The following is a 20,022-nucleotide window of genomic DNA, read 5'->3' as shown; positions in this document are numbered from 1 at the left end:
TGCCTTTCAGTGCTGTGACAGGAAGCGGTCGAAGGTGTGGAGCGTCGCCGACGGGTTCTCGACCTGCGGGCCGTGGTAGCTCTCGGGGATCACCTCGTAGGCGGCGCCGGTGTCCTCCGCCATCTGCCGCTGCCAGGGGATCGGCCAGGCGCCGTCCCACTCGCCGTGGGTCACGAGCACCGGGAGCCCGGTGGCGCGGAGTGCGGCGGAGGAGTCGGTGTGGTCCTCGAGGATGTGCCCGCCGGCGACGACGCTCGCGGGGTCGTGCGCGTCGAAGCGCTCACGGACGAACCGGGGGTCGTCGGGGAGCTCCTCGTCGGGCCGGTACGCCCAGAGCGGGTTGGTGGAGTCGAACAGCTGGCGGAGGTTGCCGCCGGTGTCGTGCAGGATCGTCAGCTCGGCGACCTTGCGGTAGGGCCAGCCGTACGGTCCGGAGCAGAACTGCACCACGTCGCGGAAGGCGCTCGGGTCGGCGATGGCCGCCTCGCGGACGATCACGCCGCCGAGCGAGTGGCCGATGAGGTGCACGGGTGCGCCGTCGTCGAGCAGCCGTGCGACCCGGACGACGTCGGCGGCCTCTTCCGCCAGCGTGTAGCCGGACGGTCCGGATGCCCGTGCCGAGTCGGCCTGGCCACGGCGGCTGATCGCCACCGCGGTCCAGCCGGCGTCCCGGAGGAGCGGCATGAACGTGCGCCAGTCCTCCTTCGAGCCGGTGTACCCGGGCACGACGAGGACGGTGCCCTTCGACGGCCCGGGAGGCACGACGCGGTAGGCGGTGAGTCGGCCGACGGGGAGGTCGATGCCGACGACGTCGACGCCCTCGGGGGTGGGCAGGTGGCCGAACGGCGGGACCGTCGGGAAGTCGCGGAGCGTGCTCATGCCAGCAGCGCCCGTCGTGGGTTCGGCACCGCGTCGAGCAGCGCCACCGTGTAGTCGTCCTGCGGGTGCTGCAGCACCTCGGCCGTGCGGCCCCGTTCGACCACGGCGCCGTCGTGCAGCACCATGATGTCGTCCGTGATGAGCCGCGCACTGAGCAGGTCGTGCGTGATGTACAGGAGCGAGACGCCCCACTGCTCGCGGAGGTCCTCGAGCAGGGCGAGCACCCCGGCACGGAGCGTCACGTCGAGCATCGAGACCGGCTCGTCGGCGATGATCACCTGCGGGTCGGACGCGAGCGCCCGGGCGATGACCACGCGCTGGCGCTGGCCACCCGAGAGCTGGTGCGGGAGCTTCTGCGCGAACTGCTCCACCGGGGTCAGGCCCACGGTCTCGAGCAGCTCGAGCACGCGCTTCCGGGCATCGCGCCCGCGCAGGTTCGTGTAGTTCGCGACGGGGCGGGACAGCGTGTACTCGACCGTGTGCAGCGGGTTGAGCGCGGCGTACGGGTCCTGGAACACCATCTGCACCTCGGAGCGGAGGTCCTTCAGCCCCCGTCTTCCGAGCTTCGCCACGTCCGTGTCGCCGAACCGGACCGTGCCGGTCGTCGGCTTCTCGACGCCGGTCAGCATCTTCGCGATCGTCGACTTGCCCGATCCGGACTGGCCGACGAGGGCGAGCGACTGCCCGGGTTCGAGGGTGAACGACACGTCGCGCACCGCCTGCACCGGCTGCTCGCCGCGACGGGGTGCCGGGTAGGTCTTCACGAGGTGCTCGACCACGATCGGGTTGCGGGCGGCGCTGCGCTCGCGGGAACCGACCGTGCTGAACGACGAGGTCGTCTCCTGCCGCTTCTCGCCTGAAGCAGCACGGACCGCCCGGTCCGGGAACCCCGGCAGCGACACGACCGACGCCCGCGGGTCGGCGTAGTGCGACAGCAGCATCTGCGTGTACTCGTCTTGCGGGTCGCGGAGGATCTCCTTCGAGCCGCCGTCCTCGACGATGCGGCCCTCGTGCATGACGAGCACGCGCTCGGTCGCCTCGAGGACGATGCCGAGGTCGTGGCTGATCAGGATGGCCGTGAAGCCCTCGGACTGCTGCAGCTCGATGATGGTGTCCATCACGGCGTGCTGCACGAGGACGTCGAGCGCGGTGGTCGGCTCGTCGAACACCATGAGCTGCGGCTCGAGCGAGAGCGCCAGCGCGATCGACACGCGCTGCCGCATGCCGCCGGACAGCTCTCCCGGGTACCGGGCGAGCATGGCGGTGGGGAGCTTCACCTTCTCGATGAGCTCCTTCATCCGGGCGTCCCAGCGGTCACGCGACACGTGGCCGTGCGCCTTGAAGATGTCGATGAAGTGGTTGCGGATGGTCCGCACCGGGTTGAGCGCGTTCATGCCGGACTGCAGCACCATCGCGAACCCGCCCTGGCGCTGCTGCCGGAGGGCTTCCTCGTCGAGGTCGCGGATGTCGTGGCCGCCGAAGAAGATGTTGCCGCCGTTGGTCCGCGCCGGCGGCTTCTGCAGCCGGGTCAGCGCGTAGCCGAGGGTCGACTTGCCGGAACCCGACTCCCCGACCAGGCCGACGAACTCGCCCTTCCGCAGCTGGAAGGACACGTGGTCGACCGCCTGGACGGCCTCCTGGCCGGCCGATTCGTACACGACCGACAGGTCGCGGACGTCGAGCAGCACGTCCTGCGTGGCGCTCGTGGTGTCGGACGGGAGGCGCGTGGCGGCGCCGTCCCGCGCCTCCAGGCCGTCGATCGGTTCGGAACGCGAGCCGCTCATGCGGTGGCCTCCTTGCGCTTGCGACGCGCGCCTTCGCGCAGTCGCGGGTTGGACACGGCGTCGACGCCGAAGTTGATCAGGGTCAGGCTCATCGCGAGGAGTGCGATGCAGAGACCCGGGGCGAACAGCAGGATCCACTGACCGGTCAGCAGGGCGTTCGAGTTCTGCGCCCAGTAGAGGATCGTGCCCCAGCTCACGATGGACGAGTCGCCGAGTCCGAGGAACTCGAGGCCCGCCTCGGCGAGGATCGCGCTCGTGGCCGCGCCGAAGAACGAGCCGACGATGAGGCTCGTCATGTTCGGCAGGATCTCGCGGAACACGATGCGCGTCGCACCGTCGCCGGAGAACTGGGCCGCGGTCACGAAGTCACGACCGCGGAGGGACTGCGTCTGGCTGCGCAGGACGCGCGCGCCCCAGGCCCAGCCGGTGACCACGATCACCGCGATGATGACCGTGATGCCGCCGTTCTGCAGGTACGCGGCGATGACGATCATGAGCGGCAGGCCGGGGATGACGAGGAAGAGGTTCACGATGAACCCGATGACCTCGGCGATCCAGCCGCGGACGTAGCCCCAGCTCAGGCCGATCGCGACGGCGACGAGCGTGGACAGCAGCCCCGCGACGGCACCCACGAGCACGGAGATCCGGGCGCCGTAGATGATCTGCGACAGGACGTCCTCGCCGGCGGCGGTCGTGCCCATCCAGTGCGCACCGGTGGCGTCGGCGCTCCGGGCGAACCCGTTCTGGCTCGCGCCGTACGGGGCGAGGAGCGGGGCGAAGATCGCCACGATCACGAAGACGGCGAGGATGATGATGCCGATCCGGGCCTTGGTGTTGCTCCAGACGACGCCGAACTGGCGGGCGGCGGCTCGGAGTTTGCTCGGGGCGGTGGGTTCTTCTGCTTGCGTGCGAACTGCGATCGTGGTCATCGGCGCGTCCTCGGGTCCAGGACGCCGTAGAGGACGTCCACGATGAAGTTGGCGATGAGCACCGACACGGTGATCATCAGGAAGAGGGCCTGCATGAGCGGGTAGTCCTGCCCGATCACGGCGTTGAACAGCAGGTAGCCGATGCCCGGGTAGCCGAACACCTGCTCGACCAGGACCGAACCGCCGACCACACCACCGAGGGCCAGACCGAAGCCGGTCAGGTTCGGCAGGATCGCGTTGCGGGCCGCGTACCGGATCGCCACGGTGCGACCACGGAGGCCGTTCGCCTCAGCGAAGGTCACGTAGTCGTCACCGAGGGTGTTGATCATGGCGTTGCGCATGCCGATGATCCAGCCGCCGAGGCTCGTCACGAGGATCGTGATCGCCGGCAGGACCGCGTGCTGCAGGGCGTCCCCGAGGAACGCACCGTTCAGGCCCGGGGTCGTCGTCGCGGAGTAGGCGCCCGTGGTCGGGAACCAGTGCAGGACGTAGCCGAGGAAGAACAGCAGCAGGAGCGCCGTCCAGAAGTACGGGAACGTCGACATGAACGAGCCCGACAGCGTCGGGAGCGAGTCCAGCCAGGTGCCGCGCTTCCAGGCCGCGCCGACACCGATCAGGGTGCCGAGCACGAACGCCAGGATCGTCACGACGCCGACGAGGATCAGCGTGTACGGCAGGGCCTGGGCGACGAGGTCCCCGACGGGCTGCGGGTAGAACGTGTAGCTCGTGCCGAAGTCGAGGGTGATGACCTGGTGCAGGTAGCTGACGTACTGGTCCCAGAGGTTGCCGCTCGGGACGCCGAGCTGGGCCTCGATGGCCTTCTTGGTGGCGTCGGTCACCGGGCCGTTCTGGCTGAGCTTCGCGAGGGCGGCGTCGGTCGGGCTGCCGGGCATGAGTCGCGGGAGCACGAAGTTCAGCGTGACCGCGGCCCAGAGGGTCAGGACGAAGAGGACGAGTTTCTGGAGGGTGTACTTCACTTCTGGTCCTCTTCGGCCTTGATGATCGCCCGGCCGGCTGCGCTGTCGCGGAGCCGCAGCTTCGAGAAGATGAGCAGCGGTGCCGAGTCGTAGTTCTGCGGCGCCATGTAGGGGTCCTCGGCGCTGGGCCAGCCGACGAACTTGCCGGTGTTGAACAGGCCCCAGAGTCCGCCGTAGTACATGCCGATCACGGGCAGGTCGTCGTACACGATCTCCTGCAGCTGGTTGAGGATCTCCTGCTGCTTCGCGGTGTCCGTCGTCGCCTTGTACTCGTCGAGGAGCTTCTGCGTGTCGGCGTTCTGGTACCGCTCGTAGTTGTTCACCGTCGACTTGCCGACCGGCTGGTAGAAGTCGCTCGAGAGCAGGGAGTTGAACGCCTGGTAGACGTCACCGTTGCCCATGCCGCCCATCGCCATGTCGAACTGTCCGTTGTTGAGGTTCGACTGGTAGCCGGCGGGCTGCGGTGCCTGGATCGACACCTTGATGCCGATGGCCGTCAGGTTGCGCTGGACGGTCTGCGCGGCGCGGAGCCAGTCCGAGTAGCCGTTCGCGGTCATGATCGTGATGGACAGCTGCTTGCCGTCCTTCATGATCTTGCCGTCCTGCTCGGTCCAGCCGGACTTCGCGAACGCCTGCTTCGCGGCGTCGACGTCCTGCGCGACCATGCCCTGGTCGGGGATGTCCGGGTTGAGGTACTTCTCCTGGTTCGGCAGGATCAGGCCGGTCTGGCCCGCCGCCGCCAGGTTGCCCTCGGACGCGGTCTCGGCGATGTCGTCGCGGTCCAGGGCGAGGGAGATGCCCTTCCGGACGTTGACGTCGTTGTACGGCGCCTTCGTCAGGTTCGGGATGAGACCGATGACGCCGCCGGCCGGGAACCACCACGTGTTCGTCTTCGACGCCGCTCCCCAGGTGCCCTTCACGTCGGAGATGAAGGAGTACGCCCAGTCGTAGCCGCGCGTGACGGTGTCGAGCTGCGTGTTCGTCGCCGGGAGGATCAGGTGCTTGATGGCGATCTTGTCGGCCTGCCAGTACTTCGGATTCTTGTCCATCGAGTACTGCTGGTCGGTGTAGTTGCCGAGCACGAACGGACCGGTCCCCACGGGGTTCGGGTCACGCCACGTCGTCGGGTCCTTCACGCCGCCGTAGTGCTTCTCACCGAGGATGTACGTCGCGCCGATGATGTTGAGGCTCGGCACGTCGTCGCCCTTGAGGTGGAAGACGACGTGGCCGTCCGTGCTCTCGATGCTGTCGATGTGCTGCCAGGCGCCCTTGACGTCCATCGCCGGGAACTTCTTGAGCAGGTCGAACGTGAAGACGACGTCCTTCGCGCTGAACGGCGAGCCGTCCGACCACTCGACGCCCTTGCGGATCGTCATGTCGATCGTGCGCGCGTCCGGCTGGTCCCAGCTGCTCGCGAGCCACGGGGTGCCCTTGCCGTCGAGGGGGTTGATCTCGATGAGCGGCTCGTACATCCACTTGCTCGCCGTGCGGGCGTTCGCGATGTACGGGTTGAAGTTGCGGTCGAACAGCGGGTTGCCGTGGTCCGCGTTGATGAGCATCGTGTCCTTGCCGATGCTCGGGTCCGGCTGGGACCGGACCTGGATGCTGCAGCCGGTGGCCGCGAGGGCCACGACCGCGATGCCGGCGATGGCCGCGATGAGGCGGCCTCTCCGTCCCCGGCGGGTGCCCGGGGTGCGCGCTGGGACGCGCTGTGGGGGAAGCGTCATTGCTCGGTCGACCTCCGTGTCGAGTCGGTACGGAGACAATGTATGCGCTTACATCGCGTCGCGCAACCGGGCGGGTTGTTTCGCGGGGCGGCACGTGTGCGCGCAGTCCGGACCGCAGTGTGCGAGGTTCCGACCAGCGTGCGGGGGCGCGAGCGTCCCACGGTGCGCAGAACCTCGCACACTGCGGCGACGCGGCGACGCGGGACCTCGCAGCGGCGACACGGCGCCGCGGGAGCTCGCGCACCGGCGCAGCCGCCACCTACAGCGCTGGCGGGCAGCTCTCGCGCAGGAGCACCTCGACCGGCAGGCGCATCGCCCGCGGCGGCCCCTCGCGGCGCTCCAGCCGGTCCACGATCGCCCGCACCGCCGCGCGCCCGAGCTCCCCCATCGGCTGGTGCACGGTGGTCAGGCGCGGCGACGAGAACCGACCCGCGTCGATGCCGTCGAAGCCCGTCACGACGAGGTCCTCCGGCACCCGCACACCACTCGCCCCCGCGGCGTCGAGCACCCCGAGCGCCGACTGGTCGTTCGAGCAGACGATCGCCCGCGGGACGGCGTCCCCGTCGAGCAGCTGGGCCGCGAGCTCCCGGGCCCGCGCACGCCCGAAGTCGCCGTGCACGACACGCACCGACGACGCCGGCACCCCGTGGTCCTCGAGCGCCTGGCGGAACCCCGCGGAGCGTTCGATGTCGTCCGGCGAGTCGATCGGCCCCGCCAGGTACACGAGCGACGACCGGATGCCGAGCCGCCCGATCACGTGCGCGCCGAGTGTCCGCATTCCCGCGGCGTTGTCGACGCTCACCGAGTCGAACCCGTGCGAGCGCCGGTCGTCGGCGAGCACCACGACCGGGATCCGTCGAGCGACGTGTTCGAGCAGGTCGTCCGGCACCGTCTGGGCGAGCACCGCGAGACCGTCGACCCGGCCGGCGACGTCGTTCACGATGACGTCCCGCGAGGACCCCCGCCCCGCGGCCACCATCAGCGCCAGACCCCGCTGCCATGCCTCGGTCTCGGCGCCGCGCAGGACCTCGTCGAAGTACAGGTTGGACGAGAACGGCTGCGTCACGTGCCGCCGGTCGTCGACGACCCGCACGCCGCCGTCCGTGACGAGGTCGGGGCGTTCGTCCGGCACGACGTCGAACCCGGGCAGCAGCAGTCCGACCACGCCGGTGCGCTTGCCCGCAAGGGCCCGTGCGTTCCCGGAGGGGACGTACCCGAGTGTCCGGATCGCCGCCTGGACCCGGTCGCGCGTGCCCTCGCGGACGGCGTCCGGCGTGCGGAGCACGCGGGAGACGGTGGCGATGGAGACGCCCGCCGCGGAGGCCACGTCGTAGACCGTGGGAGGTGCGGTGCGCTGCTCGGCCAAGCCCGTCCCTCCTGTCCGACGTCCGCTGGTGTCGTGCCGCGAGCCGCGCGGCCGGACCATCCTAGGCATGGTGCCGGCCGGGACTTTCCCACATGTGACGGAAACCCCTTGCGCGATCCGGACAGCGCGCGCGACACTGTCACGACCTCAGCACGTCCCGTGAGGAAGCGCACCAACGACGGTGCCCACACACACAGGAGAAGACGCGATGTCCCAATCGACACGGTCCGGCAGCAAGAGCGCGATCCGGCTCACCACCGACGAGGCCGAGGTGCGAGACGCACTGCTCGACCACTCCGACGGCGGCAACGCCTGGATCTTCGACCAGATCGACGCGGCCGAGGACGCGGCGACGAAACCGTAGCGGCCTTCCCGGAGGCGCGGTGCGGGTCCGCCCCGCACCGCGCCCTCTGCAGGCGGGCGCGTCCACGGCACGGCCGTCGCGTCAGCGCTCGGTGCTGCCCACGATCGCCATGCCGGCGCCCCGCAGACGCCGGCGCTCCTGCGCGATCCACGCCAGCAGCCGGTCGTTCGTGCCGGCGACGTGCGCCGCGAGCAGCTCGGCCGCGCGGTCCGCGTCCCCGGAGCGCACGGCGTCGATGATGGCGCTGTGCTCCTCCCACGCGGCGTCGCGGGCCTCGGGCGTGCGCACCTCGATCCAGCGCGTGCGCTCCAGGCGGGTGAGTGCGTCGGCGATGGCGTCGGTGATGAACCGGTTGCCGCCGAGCGCGGCGAGGTCGAGGTGGAACGTCGAGCCCATCCGGATGCCGGCCTGCTGGTCGGGCGTCGGCCGGAGGGTGTCGAGGTGGCCGCGGACCTCGGCGAGCTGCTCCTCGGACGCGCGTGCCACCGCGAGCCGGGCGGCGGCGGGTTCGAGGACGCCGCGGAGTTCCGCGAGCGAGGCGATCTCGTCGAGGTCGATCGGGGTGACCGTCCACGAGCGACCCTCGTGCAGGATGAGCCCTTCGCGCTCGAGCCGCGACAGGGCTGCGCGCACGGGGGTCCGTGAGGCGTGGAACCGCGCCTCGAGACCACGTTCGGAGATGCGCTCCCCCGGGGCGATCTCGAGCGTGAGGATCGCGGCTCGGAGGTTGTCGTAGAGCTGGCTCGTCTGCGACACGGGCGCTGCATCGGTCGTCTCGGTCACGGCGATCCAGCCTAGCGGCGATCCGGACCGGATGGTATACCGTAATGGTATACCAATCCGTTCCACACTGAAACGATCTCGTGACGACCACCTCCCGCGCCTGGACGATGCTCGGCCTCGGCGTCGCCGCCCAGGCCGCCGGCACCCTCGTGGTGTCCGCCCCCGCGCTGCTCATCCCGTACCTGCACGCCCGCGGCACGACGCTCACCCTCGCCGGGCTCCTGGCCGCCGCACCGACGTTCGGCATGGTCCTGACGCTCATCGCCTGGGGCGCGATCACCGACCGCGTCGGCGAGCGCGTCGTCATCGCGGGCGGGCTCGTGCTCACGACCCTCGCGGTCGTCGAGGCCTGGCTGGCAGCGGGCGACCCGGTGCTGCTCGGCCTGGCGTTCCTCGCCGCCGGCATGACGAGCGCCTCGACGAACGCCGCGAGCGGCCGCGTCGTGGTCGGGTGGTTCCCGAAGGAGCGGCGCGGCCTCGCGATGGGCATCCGGCAGATGTCGCAGCCGCTCGGGGTGACGCTCGCGGCCGTCACGGTCCCGCAGCTCGCCGAGGCGGACGGCATCCGCGCGGCCCTCGTCCTGCCCGTCGTCCTGTGCGCCGTGCTCGCCGTGCTGTGCGCGATCGGCATCGCGAACCCGCCCCGCCCCGCGCGTGCGGACGCCCCGGTGGAGCACGTCGCGAACCCGTACCGGGCGAACGGGTTCCTGTGGCGGATCCACGCGGTGTCGGTCCTGCTCGTCGTGCCGCAGTTCACGCTGTCCACGTACGGCCTGGTGTGGCTCGTCGGCCTCGGCTGGTCGACCCCGGCCGCGGGACTGCTCGTCGGGGCGTCGCAGTTCGTCGGCGCCGTCGGGAGGATCCTCGTCGGCGCCTGGAGCGACCGCGCCGCCTCGCGCGTCGGGCCGCTGCGGATCGTCGCGGTGAGCGCCGCCGTGGTGATGGGGCTGCTGGCGCTGGTGGACGCCACGCACCTCGCCGCCGCCGCGGTGTTCCTCGTCGTCGCCACGAGCGTCACCGTCGCGGACAACGGGCTCGCGTACACGTCGGTTGCCGAGGCCGCGGGGCCGTTCTGGTCCGGGCGGGCGCTCGGGGCGCAGAACACCGGGCAGTTCATCGCGGCGAGCGCCGTGGGTCCCGGGGTCGGCGCGCTCGTCGGGGCGCTCGGGTTCGCGGCGTCGTTCTCGATCGTGGGGGTGTTGCCGCTGCTGGCGCTGCCGCTGGTGCCCCGGCGCGATCGTTCCCACGACTGACCGCGGGACGGACGAGAGCCGCGGCGCCAGCCGGCACCGCGCCTCCCGTCCGTCAGGTGCTCACCGCATCACGCGGGGACGGCCGGCCCCACCGGCCACCGCAGCAACGCCGCCGCCGCGACCCCACCCGGCAGCGACGCCGCGTTGACGAGCACGAGCTCCGCGTCCGTCAGCACCGCCGCACGCACGAGCGCGCACACCGCCGGCACCGCTCCGATGACGGGCGTCCCGGCAGCCTGTTCCGGCGCCGTCGCCACCCACGGGGCACCGGCGAGCGCGAGGAGCGTCCGCTCCCCGACCGCCACGGCGTCGAGCGCGACGACCGATCCCTGCGCCTGCTGCAGCGCCCCGACGACTGCTCCGAGCCCGGTCACCGCGAGGTTGTCGCCCCGACCGACGTGGGTGCGGAGCAGGTCCTCGAGGTCGTGGCGGCGGGTGGCGACGACCCGGGCGAGCGCGGTCTCGACGTGCTCGACGAACGCCTGCTTCGACGAGGCGTCGGCGCGGGGGTCCCCCGGGAAGACGGAGGTCAGCGCCCGGGTCTCCGAGGACAGCGCCTTCACGAGGAGCTCCCGCGCGGTGACGTCCCCGGCGACCACGACCAGTCCGGGTCGGAGTGTCCGGACGGCCTCGTCCACGGCGGCGGCCGTCTCCGACGAGTTCTGCTTCCAGATCTCCTCGGTGTGCTGCTGCCAGTGCGGCTGCTTCCACCCGGTCCCGGCCTTGGCGTAGTGCAGGGTGTCGTTGCGCCCCTGGACCTGCTGCTCACCGCCGGTCGCGTCGAGCGGCGCGTGGCCGAGTCGGTAGGCACGGAAGGCTCCGCCCTCCTTGCCGGCGTGCACCACCAGGAACGGCAGGTCGACGGGCCGGTGGGCGACGAGCGGCACGAGGTCGGGGACGGCACCGACGCCGACCGACTCCGCGCCGTGCAGGTGCCCGGGCAGGACCTCGCTCAGCACGAGCGCACCGTCGTGGACCAGCACGTACCGGGTGACGGGCGAGGGGACGCCGGGTTCCTGCTCGAACTCGCCGGCGACGAGGTCGACCACGTCGTCGGTCGCACCCTGCGCACGGAGGGCCTCCTCGACCACACGCAGCTTCAGTGCCGCCTGCCGTCGGGGGTCCTCCACGTTGCCGGAGACGTCGGCGTACGCCCAGGCCCAGGTCCCACCGCCCTCCAGCCGCTGTCCCAGGATCCCGTGCAGTTCGCTCGTCGCGTTGGTCGACGTCATGGCAGCTCCTCTCGGACGGATGCCGGGGCTGTCACGGACCCCGACGTTTCGTGTTGGCCCACACTCCACCCCGACGGGGCACGGTGTTCCACGTCCGGAGGGAACGTCCAGAGTCTTCGTGAAAGTACAGCTGCGCTCGGTTCTGTGGTTGGGTTGGAGGCATCCCGCTCGACGACGAACCGGAGTCCCGGCAATGACGCCTCCACCGAACCGACGGCCCATCTCCCGACGACAACTGCTGGGCTTCGGCCTCGGCGCGGCCGCGACCGGACTGCTCGCCGGCTGCGCGGTGCCGGGCTCGACCAACGTGAACAAGGCGGCGCTGATCCCCGCCGCAGCGAGCGGGCAGAAGGTCGAACTGACGTACTGGGCCTGGCTGAAGGACCTGCAGAAGGTCTGCGACGTCTGGAACAAGACGCACCCGGACATCCAGGTGACCGCGAACTGGATCCCGGGCGGCAACAGCGGCGGGTACCAGAAGATGTACTCCGCACTCGCGGCCGGTGGTGGCCCGGACATCGGGCAGGTCGAGCTCCGGCAGATCCCCGAGTTCATGCTCGCCAACGGCCTGGTCGACCTCGCCCGCTACGGCGCGAAGGACTTCGAGTCGAAGTACGACGACGCCGCCTGGGCGCAGGTCTCGTTCGTGGACGGCATCTACGGCATCCCCCAGGACACCGGCCCCATGGGCTTCTACTACCAGACGGCGCTCCTGGAGCAGGCCGGCGGCGAACCCCCGACGACGTGGGACGAGTGGCGCGACCTCGCCGAGAAGGTCCGGAAGACCGGGGCGCAGAACTACCTCGAGGTCTTCCCGGTCTCGGACGCCTCCCCCTTCGCCGCGTACGCGCAGCAGGCCGGCGCCCGGTGGTTCAAGGTCGACGGCGACGAGTGGGTCGTCGACATGACCGACGAGAAGACCCTGATGGTCGCCGAGTTCTTCGACGGCGTGATCGACGACAAGCTCGTCGACACGAGCGCCGGCGCGTACTCCCCGGGCTGGTACGCCTCGGCCGCGAGCGGCAAGATCGCGGCCGTCACGAGCGCGAGCTGGGGCGACGCCCTCATCGAGTCCGTCCAGGGCGGCGAGGGCAAGTGGAAGGTCGCACCCATGCAGAAGTGGGGCGACACCGGGTTCGGGTCGAGCGCGATCGGCGGTTCGACGGCCGCGGTGCTCGCCAACGCGAAGCACCCGAAGGAAGCGCTCGAGTTCATCACGTGGATGACCACCTCGAAGGAGGGCATCGACGCGATGATCAAGTACTGCGGCATCGGGTGGTCGCCCGCGAAGGACTACATCGGGGCGCAGCGCGAGCAGCCGAGCAAGTGGTTCTCCGGGCAGAACTACAACGAGGACGTCTTCGTCCCCGCCGCCAAGGAGCAGAACGTCGAGTGGTCCTGGTCGCCCGTGACGCAGTCGGCGTTCACGAGTCTGCAGAACCAGTTCCGCCGCAAGCTCACGAGTGGGCTGAAGCTCACCGACGCGGTGGAACTCGCCCAGAAGGAGATCGTCCAGTCCTTCAAGGACAAGGGCCTCAGCGTGAGGACGGCACGATGACCACGACGCAGCCGAAGAACGGCTTCCGCACGAGCACGAAGGCCACGGTCGCCCAGAAGCGCGCCCCGTGGATCCTGCTCGCACCCTTCCTCGCCCTGTTCGTGCTGACGTTCATCATCCCGATCATCAGCGCGCTGTTCCAGTCGTTCACGACCGTCGACCGCGAGGGGCTGTTCGGCGAGGACGGCGTCGTCGGCAGGTTCGCCGGGTTCGACAACTACGCGATCGCCCTGCAGGACGCCGGCTTCGTCGCCTCGATCGGCCGCATGCTGCTGTTCGGCATCGTGCAGGTCCCGGTGATGATCATCGCCTGCACGATCCTCGCGCTGCTGCTCGAGTCGGCGAGCGCCCGCTGGCCGGGCTTCTTCCGTGCGATCTACTTCATGCCGTACGGCGTCCCCGGCGTCATCGCGACGATCCTGTGGTCGTTCCTGTACGTGCCGGGCCTGTCGCCGATCGTGTCGCTGCTGCAGGGGATCGGGCTCCAACCGGACTTCCTCGGCGCGAACAGCGTGCTCTGGTCGATCGCGAACATCGTCACGTGGACGTACACCGGCTACAACATGCTCATCATCGTGGCGCAGCTGAAGTCCATCCCCGGCGAGGTCTACGAGGCCGCCAAGGTCGACGGCGCGAACGCGTTCCAGGTCGCGTGGCGGATCCAGATCCCCCTCATCGCGCCGGCACTCGTGCTCACGACGGTGTTCTCGATCATCGGCACGCTGCAGCTCTTCGCGGAGCCGCAGATCCTGTCCACGGTCGCCCCCGCGATCGACACCGAGTACACGCCGAACTACGCCGCCTACACGAACGCGTTCGCGTTCAACGAGTACGGCGTCGCGAGTGCGCAGGCGGTCATCATCGCGCTGGCCGCGTTCATCCTGTCGTTCGCGTTCCTCGCGTTGACGAACCGTCCGCCGAAGGACGAGCGGGATCGCCGCAAGCGGGCGAAGCGGGACGGCCAGGAGGCGCGGGTCGCGCTCCAGACGCGCGTCGCGTCGGCCGGGACGGTCACCACCCAGGCCGCACCGCACCTCCAGGGCCGCTCCGGTCCGGACCACGGCACCACCGTCACGAAGGGGGCGGACGCATGAGCAGCGAAGCCATCGAAGCGCCGGCCACCGCGAAGACCGCGGTCCCGGTGGACACCACGTCGATCTCGGCGCACCAGCGCCGCAAGCTCGACCGCTCCGGCAAGTCGCAGATCGTCGTGACGGGCATCCTCGTCATCGTCGCGATCTACTTCCTCGTCCCGCTGTACTGGGTGATCATCGCCGCGACGAAGACCACCGGCGCACTGTTCGCCACGAACGGGTTCTGGTTCGGCGGCGACTTCGCGCTGTTCAGCAACCTCCAGCAGGTGTTCACGTACGACGGCGGCATCTTCGTCCGCTGGATCGCGAACAGCATCCTGTACTCGGGCGTCGGCGCCGTCCTCGCGACGTACTTCGCCGCGGCGGGTGGCTACGCGCTCGCGAAGTACGAGTTCCGGGGTCGGCAGCTCGTGTTCGGCACGATCCTCGGCGGCGTGCTCGTGCCGGGGACGGCGACGGCGCTGCCGCTGTTCCTGCTGTTCTCGACGCTGGGCCTGACCGACACGTACTGGAGCGTGCTCATCCCGAGCCTCGTCTCGCCGTTCGGCCTGTTCCTCTGCCGGGTGTACGCCGCGGCGTCGGTGGACACGGCGCTCCTCGAGCAGGCACGCATCGACGGGGCCGGCGAGCTCCGGATCTTCCACACGATCGTGCTCCGGCAGATGACGCCGGCACTCGTCACCGTGTTCCTGTTCCAGGTCGTCGGCATCTGGAACAACTTCTTCCTGCCGCTCATCATGCTGGCCGACCAGAAGCTGTACCCGATCACACTGGGACTCAACAACTGGCGCTCGCAGGTGGACCGGCTGCCGGAGTTCTACCAGCTCACCACCGGCGGGGTGCTCGTCTCGGTCATCCCGCTCGTCATCGCCATCATCGTCCTGCAGCGCTTCTGGCGCGGGGGCCTCACGGAAGGATCGGTCAAGGGTTGACCATCGCCGCACTCTCCTCCACCGCCCCCGGTTCGGACACCCGGCTGGCCCCGCGGGCCTGGCTGCACACGGACGCTCCCGCCCTGTCGTTGGACGGGGAATGGGACTTCCGGTGGTCGCCCGTCGCGGACGTCCCGGAACCGGGGCCGGAGGACGAGTGGGGCACGATCCCGGTGCCGGCGCACTGGGTGCTGCACGGGCACGGCGCGCCGAGCTACACGAACCTGCAGTACCCGTTCCCGATCGACCCGCCGCACCCGCCGGAGGAGAACCCGACCGGCGACTACCGCCGTACCTTCGACCTCCCGACGTCCTTCGACGCCGCGGCCCGGGTGCTGCTCCGGTTCGACGGGGTGGAGTCGCACTTCCGGGTGTGGGTGAACGGCGTCCTCATCGGATGGTCGACCGGGTCGCGGCTCGCGACGGAGTTCGACGTCACGTCCGTGCTGCGACCGGGGGCGAACGAGGTCCGCGTCCGGGTGCACCAGTGGTCGGCGGCCTCGTACCTCGAGGACCAGGACCAGTGGTGGCTGCCCGGGATCTTCCGCGAGGTCACGCTGCTGGCGCGGCCGACCGCCCCGATCGACGACGTGTTCGTGCAGGCCGGGTGGACCGCCGTGCTCGGGAGTGCGGCGAGCGCCGGGACCGCGGCGTCCGGCCGACCGTCGACCGGCACGGGGACGATCTCGTTCCCGACCGTCGATGCTGCGTTCCCGGTGCGCTTCACGGTGCCCGCGCTCGGCGTCGACGTCTCGTGGGCGTCCGCCGACGAGGTCGGACCGATCACCGTCGAGGGTGTCGAGCCGTGGAGCGCCGAGCTCCCGACGCTGTACGACGCGACGCTGTCCACCGGGACCGCAGCCGGTGGGAGCGCCGGTGGTGAGACCGTGTCGCTGCGGCTCGGCTTCCGCACCGTGTCGATCGAGGGCGATCGGTTCCTGGTGAACGGCGAGCGCGTGGTGTTCCACGGCGTGAACCGGCATGAGACCCACCCCGTGCGCGGTCGGGTGTTCGACGAGGAGCACGCACGCGCCGACATGGCGCTCATGAAGCGGAACAACGTCAACGCCATCCGCACCTCGCACTACCCGCCGCACCCCCGCGTGCTCGACCTCGCCGACGAGCTGGGCTTCTGGGTGATCCTGGAGTGCGACCTCGAGACGCACGGGTTCATCTTCACCGGCTGGGTCGGCAACCCGTCGGACGACCCGGCCTGGCGCGAGGCGTACCTCGACCGCATCGCGCGGACCGTCGAGCGCGACAAGAACCACGCGTCGATCGTGATGTGGTCGCTTGGCAACGAGTCCGGGACCGGCCGCAACCTCGCCGCGATGTCGCAGTGGGTGCACGACCGCGACGACGAACGTCCGGTCCACTACGAGGGCGACTACACGGGCACCTACACCGACGTGTACTCGCGCATGTACCCGTCGCTGCAGGAGACCGAGTCGATCGGCGGCGGTCCGGCAACGCCCCTGCTCGGCTGCGGCCCGGCCGAGGCGGCTCGCCAGCGGTCGAAGCCGTTCATCCACTGCGAGTACGTGCACGCGATGGGCAACGGACCCGGCCAGATCGCCGAGTACGAGGCCCTCGTGGACAAGTACCCGCGGCTGCACGGCGGGTTCGTGTGGGAGTGGCGGGACCACGGGCTGCTCGCGCACACCCCTGAAGGACGGCCCTACCACGCGTACGGCGGCGACTTCCACGAGGTCGTCCACGACGGCAACTTCGTGATGGACGGCCTGGTGCTGCCCGACGACACCCCGACGCCGGGGCTGGCCGAGTTCGCGGCCGTCGTGGCGCCGATCCGGATGTCCGCGTCGGACACCACCGTGCTCATCGAGAACCGGTACCACTCGGCCTCGACCGCGGGACTGCGGTTCCACTGGACGCTGTCCCGGAACGGCGTGGTGGAGCACGAGGGCCGGTTCACGCCGGGCGTCGTCGCGGCGCGGTCCTCCGCCACGGTGCCGGTGCCGGACGAGGTGCTCGAAGCCGCGACCGCGGCGCTCGCCCCCGGTGACGAGCTGTGGTTCGACGTCACGGCGGAACTGGCGGGGCCGACCTCGTGGGCGGACACCGGCCACGTCCTGGCACGCACCCAGACGCTCGTCGCATCGCGCGAGGCGGACGTGCCACGGGCCTCCGGTCAGGGGTGGGACGGCGACCGACTCGGCGACGGGACGTTCTCGGCCCGCGGTGACCTGGTGTCCTGGAAGGGGCACGAGGTGGCCGGGCCGCGACTCGAGCTGTGGCGCGCACCGACCGACAACGACAGTCTGGCGTCGCAGGGCGGGTACGAGACGGCCGACCCGGTGCTGACGCACGGCGTGGGCGACCCGGACGCTCCCCCGTCGGCCACACGCTGGCGCGAACGTGGTTTGGACCGGCTCACGCACCGGCTCGTGTCGGTGTCGCGGACGGACTCCGGGCTCGAGCAGCGGGTCCGCGTCGCGGCGGCGAACAGCGGGTGGGGCGTCGACGTCACGCACCGCTGGACCCTGACCGACGCCGGGCTGCTGCTGCAGACCGACGCGGTGCCGTTCGGCGCGTGGGACGTCACGTGGCCACGGATCGGGGTGCGGTTCGACCTGCCAGCGTCCCTGGCCGACTCGGACGCGTCGTGGTTCGGCACGGGGCCGCTCGAGTCGTACGCGGACTCGTCGCACGCCGCCCGCGTCGGACGCTTCTCGGCACCGGCGCGGTCGCTCGGCGTCGAGTACTCGATGCCGCAGGAGACCGGGCACCGGCCGTCGCTGCGCGAGCTGTCGGTCGGGCCGTTCACCGTGTCGACCGTCGGCTCGAACCGTGCGGGGTTCACCCTGTCGCCGTGGACCGCGCAGCAGATCGGTCGCGCGATGCACCCCTACGAGCTGCCTGTTTCGGAGCACCTGTACCTGTACCTCGACGCCGCGCAGCACGGCCTGGGGTCGCGGGCGTGCGGCCTCGACGTGCTGCCGGAGCACCAGCTCTGGCCGCAGGCGTTCTCGTGGAGCGCCGTGCTCGGCTGAGCGCAGCCCGGAAGTCGTATATCTGATACATATTCCTTGCGCCTGCGTCGGGCGTCCGGAAGGGTCTTCTCCACCAGCAGAGAGGACCCCATGCACAGCACTCCCAGGCGCGCCGTCGCGAGCGCCGCCCTGACCGCCCTCGTGGTGGTCGGCGGCGGCCTCGCGACCGCGGTCGCCACGACGTCCCCCGCGCACGCGGTCGCGCCGTTCCCGGTCACCGACCCCTTCGTCGGACTGCCGGTCGGCACGACGATGCCCGCCGGCTGGACCCGGATCGCGACGGACGACGGACAGGCAGCGATCGTCGACCACGGCGCCGCCGGACGGTGGCTGCGGCTGACCGACGACACGAAGCGGGTGAGTTCCGCCGTCTACAACGAGTCGCCCTACGACTCCAGCCACGGCCTGACGGTCGAGTTCGACCAGCGGATGTGGAGCACGACGGACACCGGGTACGCCGACGGGATCGGGTTCTTCCTGCAGGACGCCGCCGTCCCGCTCGACGCGATCGGGCCCGTCGGTGCCGGCCTCGGCTACCACGACGGCACCCGCCCCTGCGAGGAAGGCCTCGACGGCGGGGTCGTCGGGATCGGGTTCGACCGGTTCGGCAACTTCGCGCGTCCCGACGTCGTCCCGAACGCGATCACCGTCCGGGGTCCGGAGCGCGAGTGCTACCCGGTCCTCGCGACCACCGGGGACCTCGGCGACGGGTTCCTCGAAGACCGCGAGACCACGGCCGAGGCGGCCACGCACCGCCACGTGCAGATCGATCTGCTGCCGACCGACGCCGGCGGGATCCGGGTGCTCGTCTCGATGTCCGAGCCGACCGCCCCCGGCGCCGACGCGAGCGAGCTGCGCGAGGTCGTCAGCGCCGACCTCCCCGCCACGGCACTGCCGGAACAGGTGCGGTTCGGCTTCAGCGCATCGACCGGTGGCCGGACGCAGTTCCACGAGATCCGGAACCTGCGGGCGACGCAGCCGACCGACGTCGTCACGACCGCCCACACGCTGACGAACGCGCCGGTCACCCCCGGCGAGGACGTCACGTTCGAGCTGCGGTCGGTGAACGACGGGCCGGCGACGATCGGCGGAGCGGTCGACGCCGTCGCGCGCACGGTGGCGGTGACCGAGGGACTGCCGCTGACGGACGTGCGGTGGACGTGCCGTGCGGAGGCCGGGGCGACGTGCGGCGCCGCGGCGGGACAGGGTGCGGTCGCCGCCGACTGGTCGGGCCCGCCCGGTGGTGCGGTCACGATCGCGGTGCGGGGGACGGTGCCGGTGACGACCCGCTCCGGCCTCCACACGATGCCCGTCGAGAGCGTCACGGACTTCACGACCGACCGCCTCGACGCAGCCCGCCCCGCGATCGCGCTCGACGGTTCGGTGACCGACGTCGACCTGTCGAACAACGCCGATCGGACCGCGTTCGAGGTCGTCCTGCCCGAGGCCGTCGCGGTCGACGACGAGGGCACGACGAAGCAGGGCGAGCCGGTGACGATCGACGTCCTCGGGAACGACCCGCTCGACGGGAGCTCGGCGGACCCGGACTCCCTGCGCTTGAGCGGCGACGGGATCGAGGGGGCGGAGCTCTCGGCGGACGGCAAGCGGCTCAGGGTCCCCGGCGAGGGCGTCTGGACGGTCGAGGGCGTGCAGGTGACGTTCACCCCGGAGTCGTCGTTCTCCGGACCGGCGACGGCAGTGCGGTACCAGGTGACGACGCACGCGGGGCAGACCGTGGTGGCGGTCGTCCGGGTCGTCGTGGAGCCCGTCGAGTCGGTGGTCGTACCGCCGACGCCGGGCCCGGGCGCGGGCTCGGGCTCGGGCGGCGGCGCGGGATCGGGGGCCGGCTCGGGCGCGGGGGCCGGCTCGGGCGCGGGGCCGGGCGCTGCCTCAGGCGCTGGTGACCGCGGGGCGTCCGACGCCGTGGCCGAGCGGGCGAGCGCGCGGGGAGTGCTGGCGTACACGGGCGTGTCCGGGCCGGCCGTCTTCGTCGCCGGGGCCGTGGCGGCACTGCTGCTCGCCGCGGGTGCGTGGGTACTGCTCGCGCGGCGGCGCGCCGTGGCCGCGGCCGCGCGCTAGCCGCGCAGCGCGGCTCGCACAACGGAAGTCACCTCGAACCAGGCGGAAGCGCGG

The 20,022-nt window shown here is 71.0% G+C and carries 15 protein-coding genes; 7 read left to right on the top strand and 8 right to left on the bottom strand.

The window, feature by feature from the left end; genetic code table 11:
- Positions 1 to 6 precede the first annotated feature (6 nt).
- The 6 genes from BIV01_RS15610 to BIV01_RS15585 form a co-directional block, all read right to left on the bottom strand.
- Entirely contained in the window at positions 7 to 879 is an 873-nt protein-coding gene (locus tag BIV01_RS15610; RefSeq protein ID WP_071303438.1) for an alpha/beta fold hydrolase, read from the bottom strand.
- Positions 876 to 2,663, bottom strand: a complete 1,788-nt coding sequence (locus BIV01_RS15605) for an ABC transporter ATP-binding protein (RefSeq protein WP_083414079.1) — start codon at positions 2,661 to 2,663, stop codon at positions 876 to 878. Before BIV01_RS15605 ends, BIV01_RS15610 begins: the two co-directional genes overlap by 4 nt.
- On the bottom strand, positions 2,660 to 3,592 hold the full coding sequence (locus BIV01_RS15600; protein ID WP_071294400.1) for an ABC transporter permease: 933 nt from the start codon (positions 3,590 to 3,592) through the stop codon (positions 2,660 to 2,662). The genes BIV01_RS15605 and BIV01_RS15600 overlap by 4 nt, the downstream gene beginning before the upstream one ends.
- Positions 3,589 to 4,569 carry an ABC transporter permease gene (locus BIV01_RS15595; protein ID WP_071303437.1) on the bottom strand — a complete coding sequence of 327 codons (981 nt, stop codon included), beginning with the start codon at positions 4,567 to 4,569 and terminating at the stop codon, positions 3,589 to 3,591. Before BIV01_RS15595 ends, BIV01_RS15600 begins: the two co-directional genes overlap by 4 nt.
- A complete protein-coding gene (locus BIV01_RS15590) occupies positions 4,566 to 6,296 on the bottom strand; it encodes an ABC transporter substrate-binding protein (RefSeq protein ID WP_254789384.1) in 1,731 nt (576 codons plus the stop codon). The genes BIV01_RS15595 and BIV01_RS15590 overlap by 4 nt, the downstream gene beginning before the upstream one ends.
- 259 nt (positions 6,297 to 6,555) lie before the next feature.
- Positions 6,556 to 7,662 (bottom strand): LacI family DNA-binding transcriptional regulator, encoded by a 1,107-nt coding sequence (locus BIV01_RS15585; protein ID WP_071303436.1) that lies wholly within the window; start codon positions 7,660 to 7,662, stop codon positions 6,556 to 6,558.
- Positions 7,663 to 7,870: 208 nt separating this feature from the next.
- Here BIV01_RS15585 and BIV01_RS19970 point away from each other — a divergent pair, with 208 nt between their 5' ends.
- Positions 7,871 to 8,026: a hypothetical protein gene (locus BIV01_RS19970; protein WP_156794780.1), complete on the top strand. Its 156-nt coding sequence runs from the start codon at positions 7,871 to 7,873 to the stop codon at positions 8,024 to 8,026.
- Positions 8,027 to 8,107: 81 nt separating this feature from the next.
- On the opposite strand, the gene BIV01_RS15580 is transcribed toward BIV01_RS19970, so the two are convergent.
- Positions 8,108 to 8,809 carry a GntR family transcriptional regulator gene (locus BIV01_RS15580; protein WP_254790679.1) on the bottom strand — a complete coding sequence of 234 codons (702 nt, stop codon included), beginning with the start codon at positions 8,807 to 8,809 and terminating at the stop codon, positions 8,108 to 8,110.
- Positions 8,810 to 8,916: 107 nt separating this feature from the next.
- Here BIV01_RS15580 and BIV01_RS15575 point away from each other — a divergent pair, with 107 nt between their 5' ends.
- Complete coding sequence (locus BIV01_RS15575) at positions 8,917 to 10,062, top strand: MFS transporter (RefSeq protein ID WP_071303593.1); 1,146 nt, start codon at positions 8,917 to 8,919, stop codon at positions 10,060 to 10,062.
- A 68-nt stretch (positions 10,063 to 10,130) separates the two neighbouring features.
- Here BIV01_RS15575 and BIV01_RS15570 read toward each other — a convergent pair whose 3' ends face one another.
- Positions 10,131 to 11,294: a baeRF2 domain-containing protein gene (locus tag BIV01_RS15570; RefSeq protein WP_071303435.1), complete on the bottom strand. Its 1,164-nt coding sequence runs from the start codon at positions 11,292 to 11,294 to the stop codon at positions 10,131 to 10,133.
- Between the two features lie 193 nt (positions 11,295 to 11,487).
- Here BIV01_RS15570 and BIV01_RS15565 point away from each other — a divergent pair, with 193 nt between their 5' ends.
- From BIV01_RS15565 to BIV01_RS15545, 5 genes are all read left to right on the top strand, one after another.
- Entirely contained in the window at positions 11,488 to 12,852 is a 1,365-nt protein-coding gene (locus BIV01_RS15565) for an extracellular solute-binding protein (protein WP_071303434.1), read from the top strand.
- Positions 12,849 to 13,946, top strand: a complete 1,098-nt coding sequence (locus BIV01_RS15560) for a carbohydrate ABC transporter permease (protein WP_071294396.1) — start codon at positions 12,849 to 12,851, stop codon at positions 13,944 to 13,946. Before BIV01_RS15565 ends, BIV01_RS15560 begins: the two co-directional genes overlap by 4 nt.
- Positions 13,943 to 14,878 carry a carbohydrate ABC transporter permease gene (locus tag BIV01_RS15555; RefSeq protein ID WP_092384698.1) on the top strand — a complete coding sequence of 312 codons (936 nt, stop codon included), beginning with the start codon at positions 13,943 to 13,945 and terminating at the stop codon, positions 14,876 to 14,878. The genes BIV01_RS15560 and BIV01_RS15555 overlap by 4 nt, the downstream gene beginning before the upstream one ends.
- The gene (locus BIV01_RS15550; RefSeq protein ID WP_139199450.1) at positions 14,875 to 17,889 is read left to right on the top strand and encodes a glycoside hydrolase family 2 TIM barrel-domain containing protein; all 3,015 of its coding nucleotides are present in this window, start codon (positions 14,875 to 14,877) and stop codon (positions 17,887 to 17,889) included. The genes BIV01_RS15555 and BIV01_RS15550 overlap by 4 nt, the downstream gene beginning before the upstream one ends.
- Before the next feature lie 90 nt (positions 17,890 to 17,979).
- Complete coding sequence (locus tag BIV01_RS15545) at positions 17,980 to 19,968, top strand: Ig-like domain-containing protein (protein WP_071303433.1); 1,989 nt, start codon at positions 17,980 to 17,982, stop codon at positions 19,966 to 19,968.
- Positions 19,969 to 20,022: the final 54 nt, after the last annotated feature.

This window comes from Curtobacterium sp. MCBA15_013, from assembly GCF_001865095.1.
Lineage (GTDB): Bacteria > Actinomycetota > Actinomycetes > Actinomycetales > Microbacteriaceae > Curtobacterium.
Note: the sequence above shows the minus strand (reverse complement) of the source record. Positions and strands in the feature narration are given on the sequence as shown.